23 protein-coding genes are annotated in these 26,693 nt (G+C 60.9%); 11 read left to right on the forward strand and 12 right to left on the reverse strand.

The genetic code is table 11. From position 1 onward, the window contains the following. Window positions 1-241: 241 nt before the first annotated feature. A complete protein-coding gene (locus JQ616_RS39995) occupies window positions 242-712 on the reverse strand; it encodes a transposase (protein WP_212023294.1) in 471 nt (156 codons plus the stop codon). A gap of 872 nt (window positions 713-1,584) precedes the next feature. On the opposite strand from JQ616_RS39995, the gene JQ616_RS37965 reads away from it, so the two are divergent. Together JQ616_RS37965 and JQ616_RS37970 are read left to right on the forward strand one after the other, a co-directional pair. After that, window positions 1,585-2,649: an IS110 family transposase gene (locus JQ616_RS37965; protein ID WP_212023295.1), complete on the forward strand. Its 1,065-nt coding sequence runs from the start codon at window positions 1,585-1,587 to the stop codon at window positions 2,647-2,649. A gap of 876 nt (window positions 2,650-3,525) precedes the next feature. Then, window positions 3,526-5,439, forward strand: coding sequence for a DUF3363 domain-containing protein (locus JQ616_RS37970; protein WP_349630105.1), 1,914 nt, complete (start codon window positions 3,526-3,528; stop codon window positions 5,437-5,439). A 388-nt stretch (window positions 5,440-5,827) separates the two neighbouring features. Here JQ616_RS37970 and JQ616_RS37975 read toward each other — a convergent pair whose 3' ends face one another. Continuing rightward, window positions 5,828-6,007: a helix-turn-helix domain-containing protein gene (locus JQ616_RS37975; protein WP_212023343.1), complete on the reverse strand. Its 180-nt coding sequence runs from the start codon at window positions 6,005-6,007 to the stop codon at window positions 5,828-5,830. A 202-nt stretch (window positions 6,008-6,209) separates the two neighbouring features. Here JQ616_RS37975 and JQ616_RS37980 point away from each other — a divergent pair, with 202 nt between their 5' ends. Next, window positions 6,210-6,470: a DNA -binding domain-containing protein gene (locus JQ616_RS37980; RefSeq protein ID WP_249137840.1), complete on the forward strand. Its 261-nt coding sequence runs from the start codon at window positions 6,210-6,212 to the stop codon at window positions 6,468-6,470. 102 nt (window positions 6,471-6,572) lie between these two features. On the opposite strand, the gene JQ616_RS37985 is transcribed toward JQ616_RS37980, so the two are convergent. The 4 genes from JQ616_RS37985 to JQ616_RS38000 form a co-directional block, all read right to left on the reverse strand. Further along, window positions 6,573-7,643: a hypothetical protein gene (locus tag JQ616_RS37985; RefSeq protein ID WP_212023298.1), complete on the reverse strand. Its 1,071-nt coding sequence runs from the start codon at window positions 7,641-7,643 to the stop codon at window positions 6,573-6,575. A 154-nt stretch (window positions 7,644-7,797) separates the two neighbouring features. Next, the gene (locus JQ616_RS37990; protein WP_212023299.1) at window positions 7,798-8,922 is read right to left on the reverse strand and encodes a hypothetical protein; all 1,125 of its coding nucleotides are present in this window, start codon (window positions 8,920-8,922) and stop codon (window positions 7,798-7,800) included. Further along, window positions 8,919-10,166 (reverse strand): type II toxin-antitoxin system HipA family toxin, encoded by a 1,248-nt coding sequence (locus JQ616_RS37995; RefSeq protein WP_212023300.1) that lies wholly within the window; start codon window positions 10,164-10,166, stop codon window positions 8,919-8,921. The genes JQ616_RS37990 and JQ616_RS37995 overlap by 4 nt, the downstream gene beginning before the upstream one ends. Further along, a complete protein-coding gene (locus tag JQ616_RS38000) occupies window positions 10,159-10,494 on the reverse strand; it encodes a helix-turn-helix domain-containing protein (protein WP_212023301.1) in 336 nt (111 codons plus the stop codon). The genes JQ616_RS37995 and JQ616_RS38000 overlap by 8 nt, the downstream gene beginning before the upstream one ends. Before the next feature lie 189 nt (window positions 10,495-10,683). Here JQ616_RS38000 and JQ616_RS38005 point away from each other — a divergent pair, with 189 nt between their 5' ends. The 7 genes from JQ616_RS38005 (at window position 10,684) to JQ616_RS38035 (ending at window position 19,852) form a co-directional block, all read left to right on the forward strand. Beyond that, the gene (locus JQ616_RS38005; protein WP_349630106.1) at window positions 10,684-11,244 is read left to right on the forward strand and encodes a hypothetical protein; all 561 of its coding nucleotides are present in this window, start codon (window positions 10,684-10,686) and stop codon (window positions 11,242-11,244) included. Beyond that, window positions 11,244-11,594, forward strand: a complete 351-nt coding sequence (locus JQ616_RS38010; protein ID WP_212023302.1) for a hypothetical protein — start codon at window positions 11,244-11,246, stop codon at window positions 11,592-11,594. The genes JQ616_RS38005 and JQ616_RS38010 overlap by 1 nt, the downstream gene beginning before the upstream one ends. After that, a complete protein-coding gene (locus tag JQ616_RS38015; RefSeq protein WP_212023303.1) occupies window positions 11,591-12,868 on the forward strand; it encodes a DUF4417 domain-containing protein in 1,278 nt (425 codons plus the stop codon). The genes JQ616_RS38010 and JQ616_RS38015 overlap by 4 nt, the downstream gene beginning before the upstream one ends. A gap of 855 nt (window positions 12,869-13,723) precedes the next feature. Next, the gene (locus JQ616_RS38020) at window positions 13,724-15,679 is read left to right on the forward strand and encodes an ATP-dependent nuclease (protein ID WP_212023304.1); all 1,956 of its coding nucleotides are present in this window, start codon (window positions 13,724-13,726) and stop codon (window positions 15,677-15,679) included. Between the two features lie 2 nt (window positions 15,680-15,681). Further along, window positions 15,682-17,565: a UvrD-helicase domain-containing protein gene (locus JQ616_RS38025; protein WP_212023305.1), complete on the forward strand. Its 1,884-nt coding sequence runs from the start codon at window positions 15,682-15,684 to the stop codon at window positions 17,563-17,565. Next, complete coding sequence (locus JQ616_RS38030; protein WP_212023306.1) at window positions 17,559-18,932, forward strand: hypothetical protein; 1,374 nt, start codon at window positions 17,559-17,561, stop codon at window positions 18,930-18,932. The genes JQ616_RS38025 and JQ616_RS38030 overlap by 7 nt, the downstream gene beginning before the upstream one ends. Next, entirely contained in the window at window positions 18,932-19,852 is a 921-nt protein-coding gene (locus JQ616_RS38035; RefSeq protein ID WP_212023307.1) for a hypothetical protein, read from the forward strand. The genes JQ616_RS38030 and JQ616_RS38035 overlap by 1 nt, the downstream gene beginning before the upstream one ends. A gap of 119 nt (window positions 19,853-19,971) precedes the next feature. On the opposite strand, the gene JQ616_RS38040 is transcribed toward JQ616_RS38035, so the two are convergent. The 4 genes from JQ616_RS38040 to JQ616_RS38060 are packed head-to-tail and all read right to left on the reverse strand — an operon-like array spanning window position 19,972 to window position 23,654. After that, window positions 19,972-20,532: a hypothetical protein gene (locus tag JQ616_RS38040; protein WP_212023308.1), complete on the reverse strand. Its 561-nt coding sequence runs from the start codon at window positions 20,530-20,532 to the stop codon at window positions 19,972-19,974. 28 nt (window positions 20,533-20,560) lie between these two features. Then, window positions 20,561-21,187 carry a hypothetical protein gene (locus JQ616_RS38045; RefSeq protein WP_212023309.1) on the reverse strand — a complete coding sequence of 209 codons (627 nt, stop codon included), beginning with the start codon at window positions 21,185-21,187 and terminating at the stop codon, window positions 20,561-20,563. Window positions 21,188-21,214: 27 nt separating this feature from the next. Beyond that, complete coding sequence (locus tag JQ616_RS39580; RefSeq protein ID WP_249137841.1) at window positions 21,215-22,645, reverse strand: hypothetical protein; 1,431 nt, start codon at window positions 22,643-22,645, stop codon at window positions 21,215-21,217. Continuing rightward, window positions 22,605-23,654 (reverse strand): nucleoid-associated protein, encoded by a 1,050-nt coding sequence (locus tag JQ616_RS38060; RefSeq protein WP_212023312.1) that lies wholly within the window; start codon window positions 23,652-23,654, stop codon window positions 22,605-22,607. The genes JQ616_RS39580 and JQ616_RS38060 overlap by 41 nt, the downstream gene beginning before the upstream one ends. A gap of 326 nt (window positions 23,655-23,980) precedes the next feature. Between JQ616_RS38060 and JQ616_RS38065 the strand changes: the two genes are divergently transcribed. After that, window positions 23,981-24,730, forward strand: coding sequence for an HNH endonuclease signature motif containing protein (locus JQ616_RS38065; protein ID WP_212023313.1), 750 nt, complete (start codon window positions 23,981-23,983; stop codon window positions 24,728-24,730). 412 nt (window positions 24,731-25,142) lie between these two features. Here the strand turns inward: JQ616_RS38065 and JQ616_RS38070 are convergent, their stop codons facing one another. Beyond that, window positions 25,143-25,652 carry a ferritin-like domain-containing protein gene (locus JQ616_RS38070; RefSeq protein ID WP_212023314.1) on the reverse strand — a complete coding sequence of 170 codons (510 nt, stop codon included), beginning with the start codon at window positions 25,650-25,652 and terminating at the stop codon, window positions 25,143-25,145. A gap of 124 nt (window positions 25,653-25,776) precedes the next feature. Continuing rightward, a complete protein-coding gene (locus JQ616_RS38075; RefSeq protein ID WP_212023315.1) occupies window positions 25,777-26,628 on the reverse strand; it encodes a hypothetical protein in 852 nt (283 codons plus the stop codon). Between the last annotated feature and the right edge of the window lie 65 nt (window positions 26,629-26,693).

Here is a 26,693-nt window from a genome sequence, read left to right on the forward strand (position 1 = left end):
TTTCGACCCTTCAATACAACACCGTCGGCCATAGCGTCAGCCGCTGCCAAGTCCACCGTTCTCTCCGCAGTCCGATTGGTTTTGCGGCTACATTTTTGCGTCAGAAGGTCGACGCCGCTATGTCCCGAGCGGGGTCTGCATCTCTGCAGCCGCAGGAGGAATGGCGCGATAGCCGGCGCTCGTCCCGGTAGTACCTCTTACCGCTGTCGCAGACAGAGGATCTCCATGTTGGTTGTACCGATCAGGCGATCGAGGTGCGACCACTCCAGTGGAATGGCGTCTCGTTACGCCACATGTGATGCAAGATGACCGCCAGTTTCCTCGCTACTGCGACCATGGCCAGTTTACTTCCCGATCGCTCGACCAATGCGCGTCCCCATTGCCGGAGCGCGGAAGGTCGGGAGCAGCGGCGCAACACAACGCGTGCAGCTTCATAGAGCAAGGTTCGAATAGTTGCATCGGCAGCGCGCGAGGTACGCCCAGCTCGATTGGTATCGCCCGACTGGAACCTACGCGGTGTCAGCCCAAGGTATGCGGCAACAGTCCGAAAACGTCGAGAGAAGTCTGTGCGCCGTAGTGACGTTGTTCTTTGCGCTGAGTGTGAGCAACGTTCCTGCTTTCGCCGAAGTGCGATGCGACGAGTGATCGAGCGATCGATCCGTCTGCGGCTTTCGTCGGGCAGGCCGCGCTGCGGTTCGGCGTCCCGGTGCACTGGATACGCGCAGTCCTAGACGTCAAGAGCGTCGGCGACATGCGTGCGAGGTTACCAAGAGGCGCCATGGAGCTGAAGCAGATCATGCCGGAGACGCGGTCAGAGCTACGTCCGCCGTACGACCTCGGCAACGATCCCTACGATTCTCGTGACAAATTCTTGCCGGCATCGCGTACCTTTGCGAACTGCGCGATCGGTATGGCTCGCCTAGCGTTTTTACCGCGAACAACCCGGGACCATCTCGCTATGAAAGCATCTCGCAGGCGGCTGTTTGCCAGACGAGACGCGAGCATACGTCGCAAAGTTTGCAAATCTGCTTGCCATCGAACTGCCGCCAAGGTGGACGTCCAACAGCAGCCGCGGCGCTATCCTTCACGCGATCGGATCTAAGGAAGACGCGCGATCGGTTGCTGGCGCTCATGCCGTCGATTGGTGTCACGACGGCAATTTCAGCGCCCGATGTTTCACCCATGGTCCGATGGCCTATTGGCGTATTCGTCCCTCGATTGGATTCGGGAGGATCGCAATGACCAACTGTGTGAGCTCGCAAGCTGACGGCGTATGGGCGATGCCTTCGGCCCGCGCTCTACTCGTCGCTTTGCTCCTCACCGAGCCACCCTTCGTGTGTCTCGGCCCTTCGGGCAACGATCGCTATCGCAAGCGCTCGGAAGCAGCGTGGGCTTCCCGGGTTGGCTGCCGAGTCGCTGCGGCTTTTTCGGGAACTGGCGGTCGGGAGATCACGATGGACCTTGAGGATGAGGGCTCTTCAAATCGGGCTTCGAGATACCGGTGCACGGGGATAAGACGGCCGTGGCCGAATCCGGAGCCTGGTGCAACGACTTGGAAGGTCGTTGCCACAAGGGAGAGCTCCGATGAAATTCTATGTTGGATTGGACGTCGGCCTTGAAGAAACCAGCGTTTGCATCGTCGATAGCGAGGGTCTCACAGTCCGCGAAATTAAGGTCAGCACGGAGCCAGAGGCGATCCGCTCCGCTGTGGAGGGCTACGCGGATCGCCTCGATAGAGTGGGGGTCGAGGCGTCATCGCTAGGTATCTGGCTGTATCGCGAATTGCAGCCAGCCGGGCTTCCAATCGTTGTCGTGGAGGCGCGCCACATGCGTGTTTCGCTGTCGACAATGCGTAACAAAACCGACCGAAACGATGCGCGCGGCATCGCGCAGATGATGCGGTTGGGCTGGTACCGCGCCGTCCATGTCAAGAATATCGACATGCAAAGAATGCGCACGTTGTTGACCAACCGGAAGCTGCTCAAGCGCAAGTTGGTCGACCTCGAGAACCATGTTCGCGGCGCGCTGCGGGCCTACGGATTGCTTGTCGGAGCCGTCGCCCGAGGTGCTTTTGAGGCCCGTATTCGCGAGCTGATTGAGCACTGCGACCCGATTTTTGTGATGTCCATCCAGGTCATGCTGGACGTGCGCCGGGCCCTCCTCGAGGGCTATGATCGGCTACATCGCGTGCTCCTGCAGGTGGTCCAGCATGATCCTGTTTGCCGGCGTCTGATGACGGTTCCAGGCGTCGGTCCAGTCGTTGCCTTGTCATTCAAAGTTGGCGTTGATGACCCTCATCGCTTTACCCGATCACGCACCGTGGGCGCCCATTTTGGGCTGGCGCCGAAGCGTCACCAGTCTGGTACGTCGATTGATTTTGAAGGTCATATCAGCAAACAGGGCGATATCTCGGTGCGGGAGGCGCTGTGCGAAGCGGCCGCAAGTCTGCTGTTACGGGTCAGGAAATGGTCGGCGTTGCGAGCTTGGGGCCTGCGGATCGCCAGGCGGTCGAGCATGCTGTGTGCGATTGCCGCGGTCGCGCGGAAGCTCGCATGCATTCTGCACCGGATGTGGGTCAGCGAGACCGATTTCCACGTCGGATTCGGCGCCAAGATCACGCAGCGGCTGCGCCTAAAGCCGGCGCAGTAGCCGCTGCGCAGACGAGCATAGAAGGCGCTGGGGGTACGCCCAGCATGCTGAGGAGGAACGAAATTAGAGATCCGCGCGCGCGGTGAGCGTCCCCTGGCGGGGCCGCGAAACGGGGAATGTCCGCTATCTCTTGCCTGCTGCCGCCCTTCGGGGACGAGAGCGCAAAACTGCTTGGACAGCCCTGTTTACGAACCTGATGAAGAGCATGCGACGGCCTAAGTGCTGAACGCGAAGGAACGCATGGACCCCGCCTGGTGAATGCGACCGCAAGCGCGGTGTGGTGACGTTTGTGCGTTGTCGATGCAGGGAGTCCGTCATGGTTGAAGTGCGACGAGTCGAAGAAAAGCGTAGGAATGAGTTGACTTTGAACGCCCGATTAGGAAGGCAAGATAAAGCGAACTTTCGTTCGCGCCTCGCTGTGCTCGTCAAGTTGTTGTGTGCACATTGTCTTTTCGAATTTTAGCAGAGTGGCGAGAAGGTGCGCGCGAGCCGCCATCGCCGTTTTCTCTTTAGCTTCCAATGCTCCGGGCGGCACCATTCGTCATGTGATTGGGGGCGTCTGCTTACGATTGCGCACGTCGTTCGACGCGAGAATGCACCGACCGAATTTGCGATCTTGCCGGAGTTGCTTCGTGCTCCGATTGTCGTGATATGGCGCACGACGAAGACAATTTTCGCATCCATCCTGGCAAAGTCCGTGACCGCGGTGGCGCTCGATTGCGTGCGGGCCGGATAGGTGGGTCACGTCGACGACCGAGCAGCTTTCTTGGCGAGGTTCAGCAGGCGATCCGGCGCGCTGGAGGTGACCCCAATCGACTACCTGGGACCGTCGGACGAAGCGGCCGGTTCAACGCCCGGGGCCGGGGCGCGAAGGTGGTGGCGTCCTTTGCCAGGGACGGGGGAGGATGGAGCGGGGACGGGAGCGGCGTCCGCTTCCGGGCACGGCGGGTCGTCGTCAAGGCGCGCGTCGTCAAACTCAATCCGCAGGGTCGTAGTCGCAGTCCGAAGATGCGAGGCGCGCTCAGCAAGGCGGTCGATGCTCATCTGCGCTATCTCGAACGGGACGGCGTCACGCGGGACGGTGAACAGGGGCGGGTCTATTCTGCGGATGAGGATCGCGCCGACGGCCGCGCCTTCGTCGAGCGCGGCCGTGATGACCGGCATCAGTTCCGCTTCATCGTGGCGCCGGAGGATGCTGCCGAGATGGGCGACCTGCGCGCCTTTACCCGCGGCCTCATGCACCAGATGGAAACCGATCTCGGGACGGAGCTTGATTGGGTAGCGGTCGATCACCACAACACCGGTCACCCCCATACCCATATCCTGCTCCGGGGCATCACCGACGATGGCAAGATCTTGAACATCGCAGGCGACTACATCGCTCACGGCCTCCGCCACCGGGCGAGTGAACGGGTGACGCTTGAACTCGGTCCGCAGAGCGAACTGGACGTCGCCCGCAAGCTGGCGAGCGAGGTCGACGCGGAGCGCCTGACCCGGCTCGACCGGATCCTGATCGAACAGCAACGGGACGAAGGTTCTATCGATCTCAGAGCCGGCGAAGGGCAGAGCTTTCTGGTTCGGGAGAACCGCCATCTGCTGATCGACAGGATGAAGCGGCTGCAGCGTTACGGTCTTGCCTCGGAGGACGAACCCGGACGCTGGACCCTCTCCGACCGGGCCGAGACGAGCTTGAGGGCGCTCGGCCAACGCAACGATATCATCAAGACCATGCACCGGGCGCTGACCGATCACGGCCTCGCCGAGCAGCGCGGCGTAGACCAATACGCCGTCCATGGCGGCAAGCTTGCGGAGCCGGTCACAGGCCGGGTGGTCGGCAAGGGCCTTGCCGGCGACGAGATGGGGGAACGGGTCTGTCTCGTCATCGACGGCGTCGATGGCCGCGTCCACCATATCGAGTTCGCCGATGCTTCCCGCCTTGAGGATGTCAGCCGCGGCATGATCGTCGAGGCAGCCCCTGTCGTCTCCGGGCCGAGAGCATCCGATCGCAACATTGCCCTCGTGGCGGAGAGTGATGACGGCGTCTACCGGCCGAGCCGCCACCTGGCACAAATTCGCGACCGGCTGGAGGCGACGGGGAAGGACCCGGACGCGTTCGTCCGCTCCCATGTTCGCCGCCTGGAAGCCTTGCGACGAGCCGGCCATGTCGAGCGCATCGACGCCGACCACTGGAAGATTCCGCAGGACATGACGGAGCGGGGAATGGCCTATGACCTCAGCCATGGCGGCGGCGATGGGCTCTCGGTCCGCACACTCTCGACTTTTGATCTCGATCGGCAGGTCGGTAGCGACGGGGCAACCTGGCTCGACCGTGAACTTGCCTCGCGCAGCCGCACGCCTCTCGTTGCGGCTGGCTTCGGCCGCGAGGTTACCGACGCCCTGGAGCGGCGCAGGCAAAGCCTGGTCAGCATGGGGTATGCCACCCGCCTGCCGGACGGCAGGATCCAGGGTCCAAAGGACCTTGTTGCGACGCTGGAGCGTGCCGAGGTCGCCCGCGTCGGCTCCGAGATGGCCGCCGCCCGCAAGCTGGCGTTCCAACCGCCCAAGGCGGGAGAATACGTCAGTGGCCGGCTGCTTGGGTCGGCCAATCTGGCCAGCGGACGCTTTGCCATGATCGAGACCTTCATCGGCGACGGAGGCCTCGGCTTCAGCCTCGTGCCATGGCAGCCCATCCTGGACCGGCGCATTGGCCAGCACATCACCGGCGCCATGCGGAGCGATGGCAGCGGCATCGAGTGGAGCTTTGGACGCAAGCGCGAACTTGGGCTGTGAGCGCGACCGGCTAGGGGCTTTACCTGCCCTGGCGCGAGTGGGCCGGACCGCCGCCATCCCGTCAAGGCTGGCGCTACCGCGCCCCCGCTTCGCGGCTGGCGGCCTTGACCGGATGTCGCCGGCCCGGCAAGGGCTGGTCAAGCAGGTAAGATTCATTGGGAGCAGGGCGCTCCCTTTGCGAAAGGCGGCGACGTGATTGCCTCTGCGCCAAAGAGCTAACTAGCCGTTTGTCGCGCAGCAGCCCGCGGTACAGATACTCGGTTATTCACCGCACAATCCCTGGTCGCGTCTTCTGCGTTCTGGCTGCGCTGATGACTTCACCTGCGAATACATGGTTCCGTCTGCGGGGCACATCCTTGCCCGGCTCGTCTGCCGCGAGACGTGGCGCCTAGTCGCCTTTGAGCAATTTCCAAGGCTCAATCTGTAACCCACTGGCAATCCGAGCCAGGTTGTCGAGAGAAACATTTCGCTCGGAACGCTCAACGGAGCTCAGATAGGTGCGGTTGATTCCGGATTCGTGAGCGAGCGCTTCTTGGCTAAGACCGCGCGCAGCCCGGAGCCGGCGCATATTTTTCGCCAGCACGTCTCGAAGCGGTCCTTTGTGCGTCCTCTTCACGGACGCAGATACATCTGTTTGACGCTTTTAAGACTACCGCTTTTAAGTTACATTCCGCCGCGCAATTCTATTCTTCAACAGCGCGGCTGAAGAGCTGACCGACGCTAGCTCGAACGTTCAATTAGGCAGGGGCCCACAAGACATGACTGGATTTATGACTGATCCCGAGGTTGCAGCAATTGCACCGGCCGAACCGGCTTTGACCCCCTACGATCGTGCCCACCGTGTGACATATCTCAGGTTACTCGACGCACACGCTGAAGGCATTGAATGGCGCGAGATCGTACGAACCGTTTTGCATATCGATCCTGACCGGGAGCAGGAACATGCGCGCAAAACGTTTGAAAGCCATCTCGCCCGAGCCCAGTGGATGACTGAACAAGGCTACAGGCAATTGTTGAAAGGCTTTGAATAGATCGATATCGCTTAGCGAGCCGCAGGATTTCAGGAGATCTTGAATTTCTAACCTAACTATCTTTTGCCGAGCCAAATTGCGCGCATGCGTTCCAATTCTTCTTCATTCGTAAGGAAATTCCCCAAATAATCCGATCATAAGATCGCCGTCGTAAAGGGAAAATGGAATCTCGACATAGTGGTCCGGATGGCGAGGCAAGGCGCGTCCGTCATTGGGACCGTTCTTGGTGTGTCCCCGAATCTGCTCACCACTTTCCTTGATGTAGGGCAGCACGACCAGGCGGCCGTGATTGGTGGAGAGGATCGTCCCTTCCTTCCAGATCGTCGCGCCTTCGGACTCGCGCGTCGACGATGTCTCCTTGACCTGCCAGCCGATGCCACCATCGGGCTCGTACCAAAATACAATGCCATTTGAGACCAGCACTTGTTCGCCTCGCGCGAGAGCTTCGGCGAGCATCCGCTGAACGCTAGCGAGCTTCAGCAATTGATTAGCGCGGGGGAGTAGGATCTGCCGGATCTTGGCCTTTGTCTTTCCCCAATGGGTGCTGGCGCTCAGACCGAATCCGTTGGCGATCTTAGCGCGTTCGGCGATCTGCGCGGCCCTCTCGCCGGCCGGATAGGGTTTTGACCAAACGCCATTCGGGGCCAAGTATAGAAGGACGTAGCGCCATTGGTTGCCTGAGCGTCCCACCTTGGCCACTTTCAGATACGGCATTGTGGCCAGTTGTTCGGCAAGGTCCTGACGATAGCGCTCGGAGTCCGGCGCGAGTTTCAGGGCGGTGGCGTCCGGCCGCCCGTCATCAGCGTGTCGGCGCAAGGCTTCGGCCAACATCAATGCTTCTTCGTCTTGCAGGCGCTGTTTCGCTTGCAGGGCCTTGTCGATCTTGAGTTCGAGCGATCGCTTGACAACGGGGTCCATGGTCCGCACGGAGAGTGCCTGCCGCAAGGTTGGATTGAGTGCATTGGCGGCCGCGATGGCAGCCTCGCGATCGGGATAGCGGTCCATAAAGACGCTGTCGTTTTCTCCCGGCACCATGCGCTCGCGCCAGATCGGCGCCAGTTCGCCCTTGTCGATGAGCTCCTGCATCAACCAGCGCTCGAACAGGGGGCGGTAGTGGGGCCAGACGGCCAGGACGATATCGGATGCCCGTTTCAGCTCGGACCATTTCACCATAAGGGGTCGCCTCCAACGCGAGGCCGCATGGCGTGAAGCGGCATCATTATGCGGTATTCTTTTTGCCGCGACCGGATATTGGCAATCCAGTTTTCAAGGCGGCAATTTTCGGTTCGATTGCCATCATTTTGATGGTTATGGACGTGTCACCGGATCAGGTGCTCCCCTTGATACGCCGATCCTCACCGATGGGAATGATCCAGCCGCCGGCGCGATCCGGCCGCGCAAATTCATCCGGTCGTCCCGTCTGGATCACGCGGGCGCGGACCGCCTGCGGTTCCGCGTCGATGGCCGCGCGGATGAGGTCGCGATCGATGCCGACGAAGACCGGGCGGAGGTTGAGGCGGGCGAGTGTCTCCTGATCGGCCGGCGCAACGTCGGCTTCCGTGACCGGTCCCGCACGGGTGACGACACCACCGATCAGCCCGCCCAAGGCGGTCGCCTTCTCCACCTCCCTTACCGGCGCAGCATCGAGCAGCGCCTTGGCGCGGCCGAGGTCGTCCTGGAGCCTTTGCGGGAATGGCTGATGCGTGAGGCGCTGGAGCGCGCCTGCCAGTTCGGCGTGGCCGAGTGGCTTGATCAGGTTGGCAATATGCAGACGAAGGAGACCGATGAAGAGCGACTCCTGATCTTCCGGTTCGATGGGATCGCCTTCGTCAACGGGATCGCGCGCCGAGAGAAAGGCGTCGCTTGGGCCTGAGGTAGCCATTCCCCAACGCGTCGCGATCGCGATGCGCTTCACGCTGACTTCGCGGTCCTTCACCGTAACGTCTATTCGCTTTGCTTGCGCCCATGCGCGATCGAGCGCTTTGGCCGGGCCTCCGACATCGTGACAGCCTTTCGCTTCGGCGACCGTCAGGGAGGACAGGTCGGAGGCACAAGCGATCCAGTCGGGCAGGTCGCCGCGGGCCAGGCGCTTGACCTTGATCTTCTTGCGGCGATCCAGGTCGATGATGCGGCTGCCGAGATGGGCGAAGATGGAGAGCTTGAAATAGCGTTCCAGATAAGCGCGTGCGACGAAGCGCCCAAACAGACCGGAGAGGGCGACTTTTACTTCTCGTGCCTGTCCGAGCGGCTCTTTGAAAATAAGCGGCGTCCCGGCGCCGGTCGGTGTCAGCAGCGTATCCAGGATGGACCAGGCGCCGTAAGCCGTGCCGGGCGTCTGCAAGACCTCTCGGATGCCGGCATCCTCGATGTCCGAGACCTCGAGGTCGACGGTCGGCCCGCTAACAGGGCTTTCCGCGGGTGGATCGAAGCTGTGAAGGAGCGTTCTGGTCACAGCGCGAGCGCCCGTTTCAGGTCGTCGTGCTCAAAGGCGCTGGCCATGCGGCTGATCTCGGCCGACCGGGCGCCGACGGCCTTGGCGATGTTGCGCCAGGTCGCGGTGACGGTTGCGACCTCTTTTATGATCGTGCGGGCTTGCGCCAGCGTCAGCCCGAAATATTCCGACGCGGCCTCGAGCAGATCAAGCGAGCAGGTGCCTTCGTCGAGATCGATGTTCGTGGTCAATACGCGCGCCTTGACGTCTGTTGGCACGGGATTGAGATCATAGGCCGGAGAGAGCGACCACCCGGCTTTTCCCAGCCAGAGGAAGCCGTGGTTGCGCAAATGGTCGTCGACATTGGAGATCAGGACGCTGAAGACGACGCGTCGATAGAGGGCATGAGCGTCGGTCTTTCCCTGCGCGCCATGCTGCGTGAGGGCGTCGACGATCTCGGGATAGCTACCGCGCTCGCCATCCTTGGCGCCCATCATCGCCATGGCTGACAGGAAAGGAATGCGGGTCGCGCCATCGCGATCGAAGCGTCGCGACAACATGACCGCTTTGCCGGCCACTTCGATGAGTTCGTGTTGCGGGGTGGCGATGCCGGCCTGGCCGGCCAGACGCAACGCGATCTCCTCCCAAGTCTCCATGCTGTAGTCGTCGGTCTCCTTCGGAAACTTGGCGATGGAGAGATGGCCGTGCTGGTCGACGACCGAGGCCTTCGGCCGCGCGCCGCCGAGGGAGGAGCCGGGTGCGAAGATGAGCTGAAGGTCTTCCTCCGTTTCCTCGTCCCGGAGAATGCGCTCGGTGATCTGCAGCAGCCGGCCGAGTTCGATCAGGGCCGGTACACCGGCGCGGATCGGCGCCTGGAAGGGGTCTTCGCCGACCCAGCGGAATCGGAGCGCGCCGAGCCGGGTCTCGTCGGCGACGCCGAGCAGATAATCGCTTTCCGCAAGCGTGCGGACAGCGCGGCCTTCGCGATCGGCGAGGCGGCGCTCGGCGCGCTGCATGAGACGGCGGCCCCAGGTGTCTGGCGCGGAGTCGCCGATGGAGCCGAAGGTTGCGAGACCCGCAGGGGGAGCGAAGGTGCCACGGGTGAGGGCGAGGGCAGGCTCCAGCGAGAACCGGTCCGGGTCGCCAAGCCATGCAGCATCATACTCGAAGAGAATGGTCTCCGAGCCGCGAACCTGATTACTCCTCGCCAGGCCGATGCGCCGTGTGGTGCCGTTCAGATCGATATGGACCTCGAAATCAGCCATCGCGTGAGGCTCCGGTCTTGCGTTTGAGGTGGACATGCTTGGGCAATGCGGCGCTGGCGAGCGCCTGTCCGACGCTGTCGTTGCCGATGTCGGCAATCTGGCTCAGACCGTCGAGCAGACCTAGCGCCTGAAGGACGCCGGCATAGATGCCAATGCTGACGTTGGTGTCGCCGGCCTCGACTCTTTGCAGGGTTGAGCGCGACGTGAAGGCCCGCTCGGCAACGACTGCCATCGGCAGCCGTCGGCGCCGACGGGCGTCGTGGATGTCGGCGCCGAGCTTGCGCAGCGCCCGCCGGACGGCGGCGGGAGGATTGTGGGGGGTCGGCATTTGAAGCCTTCATGCTACATATTTGAAAGTTATGTAGCACGAAGCTTACAATTCTCATAGAGGAGCTTGAGGTTAACAAAGTCCCAATTCCAGCCCATCCCAGGCTTGGGAAATCGGGGGATAAAATCGGCGGCCCTTGACAACAAACGGTGCCCTTCCCATCTTCACTACTCTCAATGAGGATAAAAAGTGAAGCTGTCGATTGTTGTTTTGGCCGGTGGCGAACCGGTGCTCAGCGGGGTGCAAGCCGGCCGTCAGCTCCTGGGGAAGCTGGTCGCCGCCGCGCGCCCGCCCGCCGATCCGGAGCCCGCCTATCTGGATTTCGATGGCGTCACCGTCGCGACCGCCTCCTTCCTGCGCGAGGGTGTGATCGCTTTCCGCGATCACGCGCGCGCCACTTTGCCGGGGCTTTACCCGGTTATCGCCAATGCCTCGCCGTCGGTGAGCGAGGAGCTCGAATTTTTCCTGCGGCATCGCAAGGACGCGATGTGGGTTTGTCGCCTGACGCCGACGGGCGAGGTGCGTGATCCCAAGATTCTGGGTGAGCTCGATGAGGCGCATCGCTCGACCTTGGACCTCGTCGTGCGCCTCGGTACCGCAAGCGCACCGAGCCTTGCGGCGCAGAGCCAGGAGAGCTTGACGCCAACGGCCTGGAACAACCGTCTTTCGAGTCTGGCCGCGCGCGGTCTTCTGATCGAGCGCCGGTCGGGGAAAACCAAAACCTTTGCACCTGTCTTGGAGGTCGTGTGATGGGAATTGAATTCATCCGCAACGCCAGCGGCAAGCCCTACACCAAACGTTGGGCGAGGGGTGTCGACCGCATCAAGGCACCGACCTTGATGGATGTGAGCATCTCCGAGGAGAGCCGGACGCTCACCGCGAAGCTGACCGCGAAGGGAGCGGCATGTCAGGGCGCCACGGTGCTGGTCCAGTCGAAGGGTCCGGATCTGGTCGTGTTCGACGGCCTTCGTCAGGTCGCCAGTATCGCCAACGCGCCGCCCTCCGTACGAGCCGCTGTTGATGCGCGACAGGGCATGGCCCCGGCCGTCGTCGAGCGCGTCGGGATCCTCGGAGCGACTGCGGAGATCAAGCTCAAATGACCCGCCGCGCCCCGCAGGAGCCCACACGCGACTTCAAACCGTCCCATCGGCTTCGCGACGACGCCGCGCTGCATGCGACGTCGCTCGGCTGCGGTGGCTGCCCGGACTTCAAGACCTGCGGAGGTCTGCACACCGATGCTGGCGTGTTCGACTGCAACGATTTCTGCTCGTGCGAGGATCGCAGCGTCTGCGACACCGTCTGCCGCAACAAGCCCGACCAGTTCTTTGAACGCTACCTGGAGACCGACGGCTTCGAGCTGGACTCGACGCCCCGGGTTGAGGCACTTGCGACGCCCGAACTGCCGTCTGTGATTCCGCTCATCGGACATAAATACAGCCGCAAGGCGGTGCTGAACGAACCGGTTGTCGCCGTTCCCTTGTATGAGCTGTTCCACATGCGAAGCGGCCAGCCGCATGTTCGTACCAGTGCCGAGCTCGCCGCGCGCTTCCTCATCCCGGAAAACGCAACGGTCATCGCCTCCGGCGTCGACCGGGACATCAAGCTCGAGGCCTGGTGGGCGTTTGCCGACCGCGCGCGGATCATGTCGACGCTGCGCGATCTCGGGATTGCGCTGGTGACCGCGCCGAATTTCAGCATGTTCCTGAATGTGCCGCGGCCTGACAATCTGCACAGCATGAAGCGCATCGCGCTGGGCTGGGCCGAGATGATGATGGCCGGTATTCCGGCGGCACTTCACCTCAACGCGCGGACCGATCAGGACTATGCCCGTTGGATGCGCTTCGTGCGGGAACGTCCGGAAGTCGAGATCGTCGCCTTCGAATTTCGGACCGGCGCCGGCGCGCCGTCCCGGATCGACTGGCACGTCGATCGTCTCTGCCGGGTTGCCGACGCGGCGGGACGTCCGCTCACGCTCGTGGTGCGCGGGGGCGCCCAGGTTCTCCACCGCCTCAACCGCCACTTTGGCCAAGTCATCCTGATCGAGACGGATGCCTTCGCCCGCACCCTCAAGCGCCGCCGGGCGGAGTTCACCGAGGCCGGCCGTCTGCGTTGGCCACGGATCTCTACCCCGAAGGGGGCGCCGCTCGACGAGCTGCTTGCCCACAACATCGTCACGAAGCGCACGGCGCTGCAGCTCTCCGACTTCGCGCCGGTGACACGGTCAGAGCGATCGGCCCGGAACACTCGCCGGTCGGCACAACACGCTGACGGTCAGGCCGGGCAGGGCAGCTTTCTGGCGCAGTTGGACGCGACCTTGGAGGCTCGGGCTGTGTCCACGGATCTCGAGCGCGTGATCGTCGCTGCGGAAACGTAGATCGCCATCATGGTTGGCCAGCGCGCGAAACATCTGACCCATGCCGAAGCCGCAGCCGCTGTCGCGGCCGAATCGGGACTCGCCGTCGGCCACCGCGACCTTCAACGCCATGCCGGCGTCCTCGGTGCCGGCATAGTCCGCATGCGAGCGCAGGCTCGCCAGCACGCCGATCCCGTTATCGCTGACAACGACTTCGAACGTGCCCGGAAGCGCGGCGAAGGCAACAAGGCCGGTGCACGCCGTCTCGCTGTGACGGAAGACATTGTCCTGGAGTTCGCCGAGCGCGCCGACAATCTCGGCCGCGATCCGCGCGGGGAAGCCGGCGGCGAGGGCAGCCTGATCGGCCCGGCTCGCCCAAAGCTGCCAAAGGTCCGATCGCTCGCCATCCGCGCCGAGCCGCTGGAGCGGGAAGACGCCGGCCTGTGCCTTCTTCTCGGTGCCGGTCACCGTGTCACGGTCGAGCGCGGCTTCAATTGTCGCGACGAATGGCGCTTCGAGCGCAACGGACGCAAAGGCTGCGGGATATCGCCGTCGCGCGCGTACGAGTTCGACCAGGGGGCCGATCTGTCCCGATCGCTGCACGCGAATGGGCCCGAGACCGGGCAAGCCGCCGCTCTCAGCTGCAAAAAGCAGTTCGTCGGCGGCCTCGAAGTCGCCGATGACCGTCTCCCCCGGTGTCTCCTCTTCCGGCTCCATGGCCCCCGATCTTGCCCGCCAGCGCCGGCAGGGCGTCATCCTCATGAAGCACGCGGTCCAGAACCACCTTGATAACAGATGAAGGCTGAGTTCGCCTCCTGATTGCGCGCTTTTGGCAAGAATGGATCGCCGGGCCGCACCGAAATTTGTGGATTTCTTATGTATCTCGAACGACTTCTTCTGACGAATTTCCGGTGCTTTGGACCACAGACGACGACCATCGACATGGCGCGGGGCCTCACCGCCTTCGTGGGCGTCAATGGCTCAGGCAAGACTGCGGTGATGCAGGCGATGCTGAGGCTGTTTGGCGTCACACCCGAGCATCGACGGTTGCGCCGGCAGGATTTCCATGTGCCCAGTGCTGAAGCCGGTGCCCCGCTCGAACGAGAGTTCGTGGTCGAGGCCATTCTGGCTTTTCCGGAGCTTGATGGCGCAGACGGCCACGCCGCCGTGCCCGAGTTCTTTCATCAAATGGCCTGCGAGGAAGATGGGCGGTTGAAATGCCGACTGCGGCTCGAAGGACGCTGGACCGACGACGGTTCGCTCGAAGGCGTGATTGAACAGAAGTATCAGGCCATCCGTGCGCTCGGCATTTTCGCGGATGGCGATCGCTCGGATCTGCGTCCGACTGACCGCGCCCGCATTCAGATGATCTACGTGCCCGCGAGCCGGGACGGCTCTTCTCAGGTTAGCGCTTTCCTGCGTGGTCGCCTGTGGCGCGCGATCACCTGGTCTCAGGATATGAAGGACGTCTTCCTTGACGCCGGGGGTCGCCTCAATGGTGCCTTTGGCAATGAGGCAGCCGTTGATCTCGTTTCTGAGGCGGTGGAACGGCGCTGGCAGCAGGTGCACAGCGCAGGCACTGACACAAAGCCGGTGTTCCGGCCTGTTGATCTGCGTTTCCAAGAGTTCATCCGCAAGGTTGAGGTGGTGTTTCATCCCGACGAGGAAGGGCGCGACCGCGGGCTGGAGGATCTGAGCGACGGCCAGCGGTCGCTCTTCCATCTCGCGATGACCGCCGCGACCCTCGATGTCGAAGGCCGGATCGCCGACGGCACGGCCGGCGCCGCATTCCGGGCCGGCAGCATTCCGTTGCCTGCCCTGACCGTCATCGCGGTCGAAGAGCCCGAGAACAATCTCGCGCCCTTTTATCTGTCGCGCATTGTCCGCCAGATCGAGGAATTGACCGCCACGGGACGGGCGCAGGCCTTCGTCTCAAGCCATTCGGCGAGCATCCTCGCCCGCGTTGATCCCGGCCATGTCCGGCACTTCCGGCTGGAGCCGGCCGATCGGACCGCCCGCGTCAGGGGCATTCGGCTTCCCGAGAATGACGAAGACGCCGCCAAGTTTGTGCGGGAAGCCGTTCGCACGTACCCCGAGCTCTATTTCGCACGGTTCGTCATTCTCGGTGAGGGCGCGTCGGAGGAGGTGGTCTTGCCGCGCCTCGCGGAGGCACTAGACCTTCCGATCGATCGGTCGTTCGTCGCGATGGTGCCGCTGGGCGGCCGCCACGTAAATCATCTCTGGCGATTGCTGAGCGACCTCGCGATACCCTACGCCACGCTCCTCGATCTCGATTGGGGACGCGACGGCGGTGGTTGGGGCCGGATCAAGACGACCTGCGAGCAGTTGCTGGCGATTGGGCGGACCTCAACTGAGGTCTTCGGAGCCGAGCTCGGCGTTGCCGAGATTGCGGTGCGGCTTGCCGAACTCGCAGCGCGCGATCCGCGCGACACCGCGGGTTTGATGCAATCCATTAATGCGCTCCGGCCTTTCGGCGTCTTCTTCTCTGCGCCGCTCGATCTCGATTATTCGCTGCTTACGGCGTTTTTTGCGGCCTACCAGCAGCTGGAGCCCGGCATGCGCGGACCACGCGCCGGGGAGCCGCGGCCGGCTGTACTCGGCGATGAAGGTCTGCCGGCGCTTTACGATGCGCAATATGATGCGTTGCTGCTTTGGTATCGATATCTCTTTCTAGGTCGTGGCAAGCCCAGCACCCATGTGCGCGTTCTGGCCCGGCTCGATATGCAGACCCTGAAAGCTGGCATTCCGGAAGAGCTGAGGGCGCTTCTCAATCATGTCATCGCCGCGATCGGCGTCGTGCCGGTGAGGTGATAATGCCCCTTGCTGCACCAAATGCGTGGCGGCCGCGTGGCATCGCCGATCTCGAGCCCAACGCGTGGCATGTTCTCCGCCGTCACGGAAACACCTGCGTGGTCGCAGGGCCAGGCGCCGGCAAGACCGAGTTTCTGGCGCAGCGCGCCGCCTACCTTCTGGAGACTGGCGCGTGTCCGGCACCGCACCGCGTTTTGGCAATCTCCTTCAAGACAGACGCCGCCGAGAACCTCGCAACCCGTGTGCGCGAGCGTTGCGACCGCGCGCAAGCCGATCGGTTTGTGTCGATGACTTTCGACGCGTTCACCAAAAGCCTCGTTGACCGCTTCTTACTGGCCCTTCCGGTCGACTGGCGCCCAAGCTACCCTTATGAAATCGCTTTTTCCAATCGTCGACAGGTCGAAGATTTCCTGACACGCGCGCGGCTTGCCGCGCCTCAGCAGCGGCAGGCGGCTATTGCTGGCTTCGGCGCAGCCGATTTCGAATCCAAGATTATCGGCGCCTTTCGCCTGCCGCTTCAGGCAATGGCGCCGGCGACGGCGATTGAGTTTGTGATCGAGCGCTGGTGGAGCGAACTGCTGCGTCGGCCCGGTCGGTCTCACCTGACATTCATCATGCTAAATCGCATGGCGGAACTGCTATTGCGCGCCCGGCCGCAAATCGCGCGCGCCTTGCACGCGACCTATCCGTTCGTGTTTGTCGATGAGTTCCAGGACACGACCCACGCGCAGTATGATTTTCTAGTTTCCGCGTTTGGTGATCCGCGGATTACCATAACGGCGGTTGGCGACGACAAGCAGCGCATCATGGTCTGGGCGGGCGCGCGCACCGATGCGTTCGATCGCTTCGAAGCGGAACTGGCTGCCGAGCGGGTACCGCTCGTGTTCAATTTCCGATCGTCGCCAGACCTTGTCCGAATTCAGCACGTCGTAGCTCAGGCGCTGGACGCCGGCGCGATCCCAACCATCGCGCAATCTGGCCGACAGGTGAATGGTGACGTCGCTCAAGTCTGGACATGTCCCACCGTGGCCGGCGAGGCGCAGCATCTGGCGCGGTGGTTGGCACAAGACATGGCTTCTCGCGGAACGCGCCCTCGCGACTACGCCATCCTTGTGCGACAGACCGCGGATCGGTTCGAGCACCAGCTCGCGCCCGCAGTGGCGGCATTCAATCTTCATCTTCGCAACGAAAGCCGCGCGCTCGGCAGGACCACGTTGCAGGATCTGCTTGTCGACGTCTATGCCGGAATAGCGCAAGCCGTACTGCGTCTTGGCGCTGTTCGTCGCGTGCCGACGTCGTGGCAATTGGCGTTGGACGCTGTGCTTCGGCTGCGCGACGTCGATCACGACGACGAACTGGCTTGTCTGCGCGCGGAAGAGGGCTTGAGCGCGTTTCTGCACGGCTTGCGCACGACTATGGCGGCAGCACCGCCCTCAACGGCGGCGGCGGAGGCGCTTGCTGATCAGGTGCTTGCCTTCCTCGATCCGCGCGCCCTGGCTCAGTCCTTTTCGGAATATGCGACAGGCGAAGCGCTCGACATTGCGCTCGAAGCCTTTCGATTGCATCTTGCTACTTGTGCAGACGGCAGTCCTGATTGGGTGACTTGCCTCGATCGCTTTGCCGGCGTCGATCAGGTGCCGTTAATGACTGTGCACAAGAGCAAGGGCCTCGAGTACGACACCATCATCTTCGTCGGTCTCGACGATGCAACGTGGTGGAGTCACAGCGCCGGCAATCCAGAAGGGATCGCTACCTTCTTTGTCGCGCTGTCTCGCGCCAAGCAGCGCGCAATTTTCACTTTCTGCCGCGAGCGCGGCCAACGCGCTCGCGTCGCCGATCTCTATGCCTTGCTCACCGCGGCTGGCGTTCCGGAGGTGGCATGCTGACTCCAGGGAACAACGCGCTCGCGCTTCGCATTGCCGAGGTTCTGAAGAACCGATGCACCCACGAAACGCTGACCGGTGCGGCTGAGGACGCGGGGTTCATCCTTGGCGCGGAAGGTTCCAAGCGCGACCGCGTGCTTGGCGGCCTGAAGGCCACCGAACGCAAGACCCTTGCCGTGATTGCCGAGCGCGTGGGTCGCCGGTTTGCTGACTTCGATCTGGAAGAGACCGGATGTCTTGTTTGTGAGGAAGGTGAGCCGCCGATCAGCGAGATCACACGGCGCGATATCGCGAAGGCCTTTGGACACGAACTCGGCGGCGAGCTCGCGATCGATGACGTTTTGAGGCCGTTGTGGCCGATCGACAGCATGGGCGATACCTTCTTTTCCAATCGCTCGCTTGCGCAGCAGGTCGTGCGGCATATGGTCGTCAATCCGACGGATTGGGATGCCGAGCACCTGTTCGGTGAACTGAGCGCGTTTACTTGCTCACGCTCACGTTTCGCACGTCTTCTCGAAGCGGTGATGCACCCGCTGGCACGACGCGGACCTGAGGTCCAACGTCTCGCGAGCGAATTGAATGAAATCCTGCGAAGGGACGGCTACAGACTAGAAGCGACTGGCGAGGCTTCTGGGTATCCGGTCTATGCTCTTTCGCGCATTCACCGTGGGGTCTCAGGTTCGCCAAAGAACCTGATCTTTGCCTCAACAGGCCCGAAACCTGAGTTGGGCTTCGCCGATGCTGTCAACAATGACGTCGTCATCCTGGCTGGTGCCGATCACTGCCTGATCTATGACCGGCCGATACGCAGAGACGGTCTCCTGTGGTCGGAACTTGTTGGCTGGTGGGGTGAGCAGCATCCAGATGAAACCGACGTTGCCAAATCGCTCGGACATCGCCTGCGCGCTTCGCTGGATTCCCTGGCCGAGCAGGGGCTCTTCGACAACTACTTTCGGCGCTATCGGCCGATACTGAAGTCCAACCTTCCTGCGCTTATTCCTCAAGTCTATCTGCATTACGATCCGGCTGTGGTGCGGACCTTGAGACACCGCACATCTTTCCCGCGCCAGCGGATGGATTTCCTTCTGTTGCTGCCCAATAGCGCGAGGATTGTGATCGAGGTAGACGGTCAGCATCACTTTGCTCGTAATGACAAGCCATCGCTTCCTGCTTATTCAGAGATGGTGTCGGCTGATCGTGACTTGCGGTTGGCGGGCTATGAGATTTTTCGGTTTGGCGCGAACGAACTGGTGGGCGGCGGGGCGCAAGCGCTGATCGAACGGTTCTTTGACCGGCTGTTTCAACTTCATGGAGTCGGGTCTGCCGCCACCGGCGAGACACCGATCGAGCGGCCGGAGGCATCCCGCTAATGGGGCAGGTGACCCAGTTTTTTCAGCCGCCGCTTTATTGGCAACAGTTCGAGGATCTGACCCAGTCGGTCGTCGAACTCGTTTATGGAATCGCGACGGCCGATAAGATCGGTCGGCCCGGACAGGCCCAGGAAGGGGTGGATGTCTACGCCGCCAGAACTAGCGTTGGCTCAATCGGCGTGCAATGCAAACGTCTCGACGACCTGGACGAGAACAACAATCCTCTTCCCGGCGGTCCGATCAACCGAAAGCTGCTCAAATCGGAATTAGATAAAGCGCTTGCCTTTCGGCCGAAACTCGACATCTGGGTTTTGGCAACGACGGCAAAACGGGACGCCGGGATACAACGCCAAGCCCGACTGCTTGACGAGGAACATCGGGCGGCGGGTCGCTTCCAGGTGCAGCTCTGGTTTTGGGACGACTATGTTACATGGCTGAATGCCTATTCCGATCTCCAGCGGCGGTACTACGATCAAATCATTGGCGTCCGGAACGCGCGCGACCAGGATCGCTTGATCCTTGAGACGATCGCAATCGCCTTCCATCGCCCGGCGTTCACCGATCCGCTTGGGCAGGAACATTTTGACGATTTCTTGCAGGCCTTGAAGGACACACAGGCTGCACTTCGGACAGGGGAGCTCGTCGACCGTCAGAGTCGTCACGTGATCCGCAAAGCTATCGGCGGTTGGCGGTATCTCGAGGAACCGGCTTGGAGAGCGGGTCTGAAGGACCTGGACGATGAATTGACCGAGCTACGGGGATTGCTCGTCGCCGGGATCAAGGATGGTCGCTTGGAACAACGGCACGGATATCTCGACGTGCGGGATCATCGTTTGGGACGCGATCTTGAACGGCGTCGTCATGATTGCCTTGTTCGGCTTAACGACTTGTTGGTTCGCGCTGCTCTGCGCCCGATCTGACGTGCTCGACCAAAGATCAGTTGGCAGCGGGCACGGATCCACGAAGCTGGTGCCTTCTCCAGCGTTTTTCCCGGCTGCGTTGGGTGTAAACCGGGAACCCGGCGCCGATCGATTGCCGATTATTTCATGGCCTTCACACGGTCTCTGACGACTGCAGCATGGCCTTGGTAGATTCCGCAGTCCAGCGCGAGCTTGTAAAACTCCTCGGCGGCCAGCTCCGTGTCGATCGACAAGCCAAATCTGCGGGTAAGATCCCGCGCTAGTGCTCCCAACTCCAAAGCATCGCTTGGGCCGACGTGACCATAAGAGTGAGCTCTCTGAGCGAATATATTGACAGCGTCCTTTGGCAGTTCCGTCCCTGAGATAAAGTATCGCAGATGTCTGAGAAAGTTCGGATGCCGGTAGATATCATCGCCTGTCGTCTTGTTCCGCTCGAAAAGGGATCGATAGGAGCCTTTGATGCGCCCGGTACGAAACGAGGGATCCTCGAAGTATTTCAACCGGACCTCCGGGATTGCCTTTCGCTGCAGTAACGATCTCATGAGCGCCAATGAAAGCTCACCATTGCGCTCAGCCAGGCTATGGTCGCCGAAGAGCAGCTCCTGGCGTAGTTTTATCTCCTCCAGGATTCGGTTCTCTTCGGGTGTCAGTTCGATAGCGCCAATTGCAACGTCGTTCAAAGCGTCCTCTCGTCAGTTCGGATGTCGATTATTCTTTCGGTGGTTGATGGCCAAGCCGCATGGCTTGCTTGCGCTGTGCGGACGTTAGCGCGCGCCAGAAAAAATGGACTTTGTCGCTTGCCATCTCCTGTAGGTCGGTCGCGTGCTGCTTCCTGCGTAGCGTAACCTTAAAAAACGACGGCGAGTGATCAATGCGATTGCGACGTAGCCTCCAGAACACGACAAACGCTTGTTTTGGCGTCAGCTTTTTGTTCTTTCGATAGTAGGCAAGAGCGTTGTCGAGAATGTTCGAATGCTCGGCGCGAGCGAGTGCCTCGAGGGCCTTGGTGCAGGAATCGAGGCGCATCTGCTGAGTAAGCCTATCGAGTTGCTTTTTGGCTTCCTTGGCTGTGAGGCGGCGACTTCCATCGTAAACTGCGACGTCGAACTGCAGGATGCAGTGCGATCCGACTTGCAGCGCCCGTCCGGTGAACCTGTTGCTGATTTCGAAATGATATCGTAGGCCGTCCTGACCGCACAGCTCGCACGTCTCGCAGGGCTCTTCGTGATCCTCAGTGTTTCCGGTGAAATACCATTCCTCGAACGCTTTCGGCAGTGTGTCTCCCACCGAATGAGGCAGGATGCTGTCTCGAACACGCTGGGAATAGGATTGCATGGCTCGGACACCGGTGAAAATCTGTGTCTACGGCGGCGGCTTGGGCGGTGGTGTTTGAATCTGCGCGGGACCCGGTCCTCCGCTTGCGGTGGTAGGCGAGGGTGTGACGTCGCTTAGCGTGTACACGCCAGAAGCAACGAGAGCCGCGATCAGCAGCGCGTAAACCACCAGCAGGACCCCGCGGGTTTCCCGATAGTTTTTCATCGCTTGTTCGATTGGCGCTTCGGCTATTTCCTCTCGCTCGCGAACAGAAATGTAACTGTAGAGACTTTGTATCCAGCTTCGCCGCGAAGAGGCCTGACTTTCGAAGAAAGAACCATTGATCCGCCATTGCAAAACGAACGACACGCAGATGAATGCAGCAGCCGCAAAGTAGAATATCGATGTAACCAGAACGCCTGACGTTTTGGTCGTATCGCCCAGGGTCTTCAATATGAACGGCGCCGCGGAGACGGCCAGGTCACGCCAGAGAGTAGCGGCGAGATCTTGTGCCCGCTGTGCGACCTTCTGGGTTTCGTCAATGACGGTCTTGCGCAGATCGGCGAGCGCCTTCAGGGTTTCACGGCTTGATGATTGAACATGAGCCTCATAAGCGGCTTTCGCTGCCTCGAGCGCTTGTTCCAGTGTCGTTGCAAGGTCCTGCTGAGGTCGGCTGGCGCGAGCCAGCTCTCCGGAAAAGAGCAGGTGGCGTGCCTCGATGTCCGTTCCGGAAAGAAAAACCCACGAGGCGGCTTCGGTCAGCGGAACGCGTGCGCCGGGCAGGGCATGATCGTCAGCTTTGATACGATAGATTGGAGGTGTGGCCGCGGCCTGCAGCCAGACTTGACCGTCCTCAAGCCATACGCGGGACACGAGTCCGCCCAGCAAGCGCCGAGCCGCAACGGCATCCCATGCTTGATACGCCGCCGACGAGGCTGCCGGCATCGTTACCAGCATCCATGGATTGAGATCGGTCGCCACCTCACGATCCGGAACAAAATCGCGGACATATCGGGTAGGATCGATAACGCCAAGCAGAGTTTCCGGAGTTGCGATTGGTTGTTCGAAATCCCATGGCACGACATCTAATCCGCGTGTGCGGAATGCCTGAGCGACATTGAAATCGGCGATTGCAAGTCGCGCCAGGACGGCCCGCTGCGCCAAGTACCGAGGAATGCTGGACTGGAAAATAAAGAAAGCGCAGGCATCGGCCTTCGGCTTTCCAATTGTGATCACGACCGCGCGCGCGGGGTCGAATACATCGCCCGTGACGAGGTCGCCGCCAAGAGCCGTATTGTACACTTGCACGGATGTGAACGGCGATGGCACATCGTCCGCGAATCGGAGCCACGCCACCTGCGCCTCGGCCGACAACAGCCGCCCGCTGAGGACGAGGGCATCGACACGCTCGTTTGCCGACGCGCCACTGGCGACCAGCTCACGTACGCGTTCGACCAGATGTGCTGAGCTCGAGGTCATCGAGTGTAATCGTGTCCTTGATGATGATCTCGCCTTTGTCGCGATTCACCGATACTACCGAAGGCGTCAAACTGATCGGGAAGGTCAGCTTGACGCCGCTTAACGTTTCCACTCGCCGGTTTCTGGGCGGGGGAATTGCGTTCTTTTGGAGAACGAACGATTCTCCAGCCATTCCTTCACGCTTCAGTTTTGCCTTGAAGTCCGTCACGACTGGACTGTCGTCAGGGAGGGGGCCGAAAATACTTTTCAACCAATTTTCAGCGTTCTCGCCATCAACAGAACCGCCCGACCGGCTTGCATCGTAAAGACGCTGCGCCAGATTCTTCATCGTGTCTGGTGGAAGCACGTCTTTGTACTTTTGAGCGATATTGCGGGTGACATCTACAATTGTCTTGGTCAACTCATCTTCCGTTCGCTGACGCCGGACCAGCAAGAATTGCTCGAAGTAAGCAGCAGGCCGCTGCGGGTTCTGCCGATCGATAACGCAGACTTGGTCTCCCTCTTTATGCAGCTTGATGAGTGCAGCCTTTTGCAATGCATTCCGGTTCTGCACAAAGTTTCGTTCGATTTCGCCAAAGGTTGGCTTTGGCTTCCCCGCGCGTCCGCGGCTGACATCGTAGTCGTAGCCGAGAACCTTTTCGTCCTCGAATTTCAGAAGCGCAAACAAGCGACCGCTTGAACAGGAGAGCGAAAAGATCAGGAAGGCCCCGACCGCCGTGCTTCCCCCGTGGGCCTGATTGAATGCCGTCGCCAGCTTCTCACTCTCTTCCTGGAAAGTTGCCTTGTCTCGGCTGATGCGGGCGAGCTGTGCTCGGACCGGCGCATCCTCCAAGAACTCGTACCGGTTTCCGCTGTTGACGGATCGAACACGGCCCAAAAAGAAGGCCGCATGTCGTCCTGCATCGAAGGCCGTCAATAGCTGAAAGTGTTCCTGACCCGGGCCGACGATGTGAAACACGCTCTGATCAATGCGCAGGCTTTCAAGTTCCTGCTCAGTAAGAAAAGCCATGGCACTATCCTAGAACAAATAGAGAACATTGGCAATTGTCTTGGTTTTCTGTACCTTAATTACCCCGCATCCCATTAAGAATCCTGCATTTTGTGGAGTACTCCACTTAAAATTGAAGCTGTGGGATTGTTTATAGGATGGTTGAAAGAGGGTGGGCGGGATGTTTCAGGGTCGATAGGTCGCATCAAGCCACTTCGTTATTTCGTCCGATCGAAGAAGACAGAAGCCTGACTTGGACGGGCAGAAGGCCCAATACCGGTCTGGCTACGGGAAGAAGTGAAAGTGCTGAAGTTAAAGCGCGACGCTTTCCTGATGAGGAAATGACCTTGAGCCGCATTGACCGAGAAGAGCCAGGGACTAGCGTCCAGCCCGACAGTGGGATTAACAGAACCGATCTCGCTTTCATCGGCTATGGCATGAGCACGACGCAGGCCGTCAAACTGAGAAAGGACGGTTACACCGCAACGAAACTCAAACAGATGCAGCGTGCCGACCTGAAGCGGCTCGGTCTGAACAAGCTTGTGGTTGACAATATCCTCGGAGATGGCCGTCCGCCTCCGCCGGCCAAGAACCTGATCGAAGTCCTATTCGCCAACGCATTCACTTGCTGTGTATGCCGAAGGCCCAAGCGGGGCGTGATCGTTCATCACATCAACAAGTGGGCGGAAACACGCGACCATCGTGTGGCCAACCTGTCCGTGCTTTGCACGCTGGACCATGCAAAGGTTCACACCAAAAGTGAGCTGACACAAAATATCGATGTCGCAATGCTCCGCGGCTTGAAGAAACAATGGGAAGCTGAGGTGGCCGAGATGGGCACCAAGGCCATTCTCGATCAGTCCCGTGAGAATCATTCGGCGTGGGTCTACTTTAACCATCAGCGCCTCTTCGAACTTGCGGCTCAGCAGGGCGTCGTGTTCAAAGACCTGGACGGGTACGACACCGCTAGGGCTTTGGATTCTGCGCTGTTCTTCGCGCGGGCTGTAGATTCGCCGCGGGTTCGGAGGATAGATCTTCGCCGGGATACCTTCTTCGATATCCCGGTGCTGGCCTGTTTTAGACGTCAATGGGCTTAATCTGAAAATCGCATTAGGCTGAATTGGCCAGCAGACAACCCGGAACAAAGCTAACCCATGCTAGTTAGCAGGCAGTTCTAGGGGCAACGGTGCCGTGTGCGAGAAATGCGACGAACTTGACGAGAAGATCGCTCATGTAAAGAGACTATCTCAACCCGCCTTGGACCGGCTCACATTGGACAACTTCGCAGCTCTTGTAGAGCAATATGAGAGCGAGAAGAAAGCTCTCCACCCGGGAGATCGAGGGTAGTGCCGCCACTGTTGGCGGCCTCCTTCATTCCGCGGTTTCATTGTCATCGTCTTCGGACAAGACGTGTGATCATGCGAGATTGCAGCCTTGTTCGGCAGGATCACCCGGCTTGAGCCCAAGCCGCATGATCGCAATGGGCGCGGTTGGCAAGTTTGCGGCTTGTTATGCTGCTAGGTCATCTTCAGCTTCAACGTTGACCAAGGTCTCGGCGAGCTTGGTAAGTGCAGAATCAGTCGCCTGTTCTTCGTCCAGAGTCGCTTGCAGGAGATTGGCGGCTTCCGGCATTCCGAGCTCTTCGGCCCATGTCCGCAGCGTTCCGTAACGCGACATTTCGTAATGCTCGACGGCCTGGGCCGCCGCCAGCAGGCCGGCGTCGAGCGCGGGCATTCCCTTGAAGTCCTTCATGATCTCGGCACCCTCTTCAGTGATGCCATTGATCGCCGCGCAGGTCTTTCCACGCGCCGGCTTGCCGATGATCTTGAATACTTTATCGAGCCGCTTGATCTGGCCTTCCGTCTCCCGCAGATGCTTGGTGAATGCCTTCTGCAGGTCTTTCGACTGTGCCGCTTTCGCCATCTTCGGAAGCGTTTTCACGATCTTGTTCTCGGCAAAATAGATGTCCTTGAGCGTTTCGTGGAAGAGGTCGCTCAGCAACATTGGCTTTTTGGCCATGGGGTGTCCTTTGTTTGAGAGGTTGTCAGAAGCTGGTCCGGCGTCAGCGCAGGAGCATGATCAGGATGATGAGAGGGATCGGTATTCCGACTAGCCAGAGAAGGATCGGCATTGGTTGCTCCTGTCAGGTGCGCATTGCGGGTTTGAGCCGGGAGTGAGAAATCCATGTGCCGTCCCGCAGGCCACCGCCTTCGGTTGCCGCGAGGCTGGCGCAGAAAGCTCCCAAGAGCAGCGACGCCGTCAGCCAGAACGCGAGTTGAGCCGTCGCCTTTCGCGCCGCATCGGCATCGGCCTTGATTTGTGTAACGACATCGTTGACCCGTTTTTCGGCGTCGGCCTGGCTGAGCCCCGTTCGCGCTGCCACGACCTTCGCGACGTACTCCCGATCGTTCGGCTTCATTTCAGCCCCCGTCTGAAAACTCGACGTGAACAATCGCAGCATCTCGCCGCGCGCGTCGCTTGCTGGCGCTTGCGCCGATGGCGTATTCGGCCTCAGCAGGGTGTCGACGTAGCTGTCCATGGGGCCGGATCGGCTCGCGGACGAAGCTGCGCCTGCGGCGCCGATGCCGCCTCCGATCAAGCTGGTTGCGGGAGTGGCCAGGAGGATTGCGCCGATCACGGATGCGAGCGCCCAGGCGACAAAGCCGTGAGCCGTGTCCCGGAAGTAGACCTCGTCAGTGTGGACACCGATCCAGCGGGAGCGCAATCGGCCTGCAATGTAGCCACCGATCGACGATGACAAAATGGCGATGACGATCAGATAGAGGCCAGTCCCGACCTTGAAGGTGGTCGTGGAGACGCCGGCACCGGCCCACGGAGAGACCACAGACAGGCCTAGCCCTACGCCGAATGCCAACAGGACCAACGTCAAAGCGCAAGAGACCACGGCTCCGGCCGTGACGGCGCCCCACGACACGCCCGAGACGGACGGTTCGCCGGGGTCGGTTGCCGGTTGGACGACAACGGTATCAATCATGATGCTCATCCCAATTTTGCGATGAGATCAGCTCATCGTGCCGCAACAATAGGCAGCTCTGACAA

This window comes from Bradyrhizobium tropiciagri, assembly GCF_018130545.1.
Classification (GTDB): domain Bacteria; phylum Pseudomonadota; class Alphaproteobacteria; order Rhizobiales; family Xanthobacteraceae; genus Bradyrhizobium; species Bradyrhizobium tropiciagri_A.

What these genes read in the sequence shown, in the direction of transcription:
- JQ616_RS38020 (WP_212023304.1), top strand. Translation starts at nt 13,724, where the DNA reads ATGTATCTCGAACGACTTCTTCTGACGAATTTCCGGTGCTTTGGACCA.
- JQ616_RS38015 (WP_212023303.1), top strand. Translation starts at nt 11,591, where the DNA reads ATGACCCGCCGCGCCCCGCAGGAGCCCACACGCGACTTCAAACCGTCC.
- JQ616_RS37975 (WP_212023343.1), bottom strand. Translation starts at nt 6,007, where the DNA reads ATGCGCCGGCTCCGGGCTGCGCGCGGTCTTAGCCAAGAAGCGCTCGCT.
- JQ616_RS37980 (WP_249137840.1), top strand. Translation starts at nt 6,210, where the DNA reads ATGACTGATCCCGAGGTTGCAGCAATTGCACCGGCCGAACCGGCTTTG.
- JQ616_RS38025 (WP_212023305.1), top strand. Translation starts at nt 15,682, where the DNA reads ATGCCCCTTGCTGCACCAAATGCGTGGCGGCCGCGTGGCATCGCCGAT.
- JQ616_RS38070 (WP_212023314.1), bottom strand. Translation starts at nt 25,652, where the DNA reads ATGGCCAAAAAGCCAATGTTGCTGAGCGACCTCTTCCACGAAACGCTC.
- JQ616_RS37985 (WP_212023298.1), bottom strand. Translation starts at nt 7,643, where the DNA reads ATGGTGAAATGGTCCGAGCTGAAACGGGCATCCGATATCGTCCTGGCC.
- JQ616_RS37965 (WP_212023295.1), top strand. Translation starts at nt 1,585, where the DNA reads ATGAAATTCTATGTTGGATTGGACGTCGGCCTTGAAGAAACCAGCGTT.
- JQ616_RS37995 (WP_212023300.1), bottom strand. Translation starts at nt 10,166, where the DNA reads ATGGCTGATTTCGAGGTCCATATCGATCTGAACGGCACCACACGGCGC.
- JQ616_RS39580 (WP_249137841.1), bottom strand. Translation starts at nt 22,645, where the DNA reads ATGACCTCGAGCTCAGCACATCTGGTCGAACGCGTACGTGAGCTGGTC.
- JQ616_RS38010 (WP_212023302.1), top strand. Translation starts at nt 11,244, where the DNA reads ATGGGAATTGAATTCATCCGCAACGCCAGCGGCAAGCCCTACACCAAA.
- JQ616_RS38045 (WP_212023309.1), bottom strand. Translation starts at nt 21,187, where the DNA reads ATGCAATCCTATTCCCAGCGTGTTCGAGACAGCATCCTGCCTCATTCG.
- JQ616_RS38030 (WP_212023306.1), top strand. Translation starts at nt 17,559, where the DNA reads ATGCTGACTCCAGGGAACAACGCGCTCGCGCTTCGCATTGCCGAGGTT.
- JQ616_RS38000 (WP_212023301.1), bottom strand. Translation starts at nt 10,494, where the DNA reads ATGCCGACCCCCCACAATCCTCCCGCCGCCGTCCGGCGGGCGCTGCGC.
- JQ616_RS38035 (WP_212023307.1), top strand. Translation starts at nt 18,932, where the DNA reads ATGGGGCAGGTGACCCAGTTTTTTCAGCCGCCGCTTTATTGGCAACAG.
- JQ616_RS38060 (WP_212023312.1), bottom strand. Translation starts at nt 23,654, where the DNA reads ATGGCTTTTCTTACTGAGCAGGAACTTGAAAGCCTGCGCATTGATCAG.
- JQ616_RS38075 (WP_212023315.1), bottom strand. Translation starts at nt 26,628, where the DNA reads ATGATTGATACCGTTGTCGTCCAACCGGCAACCGACCCCGGCGAACCG.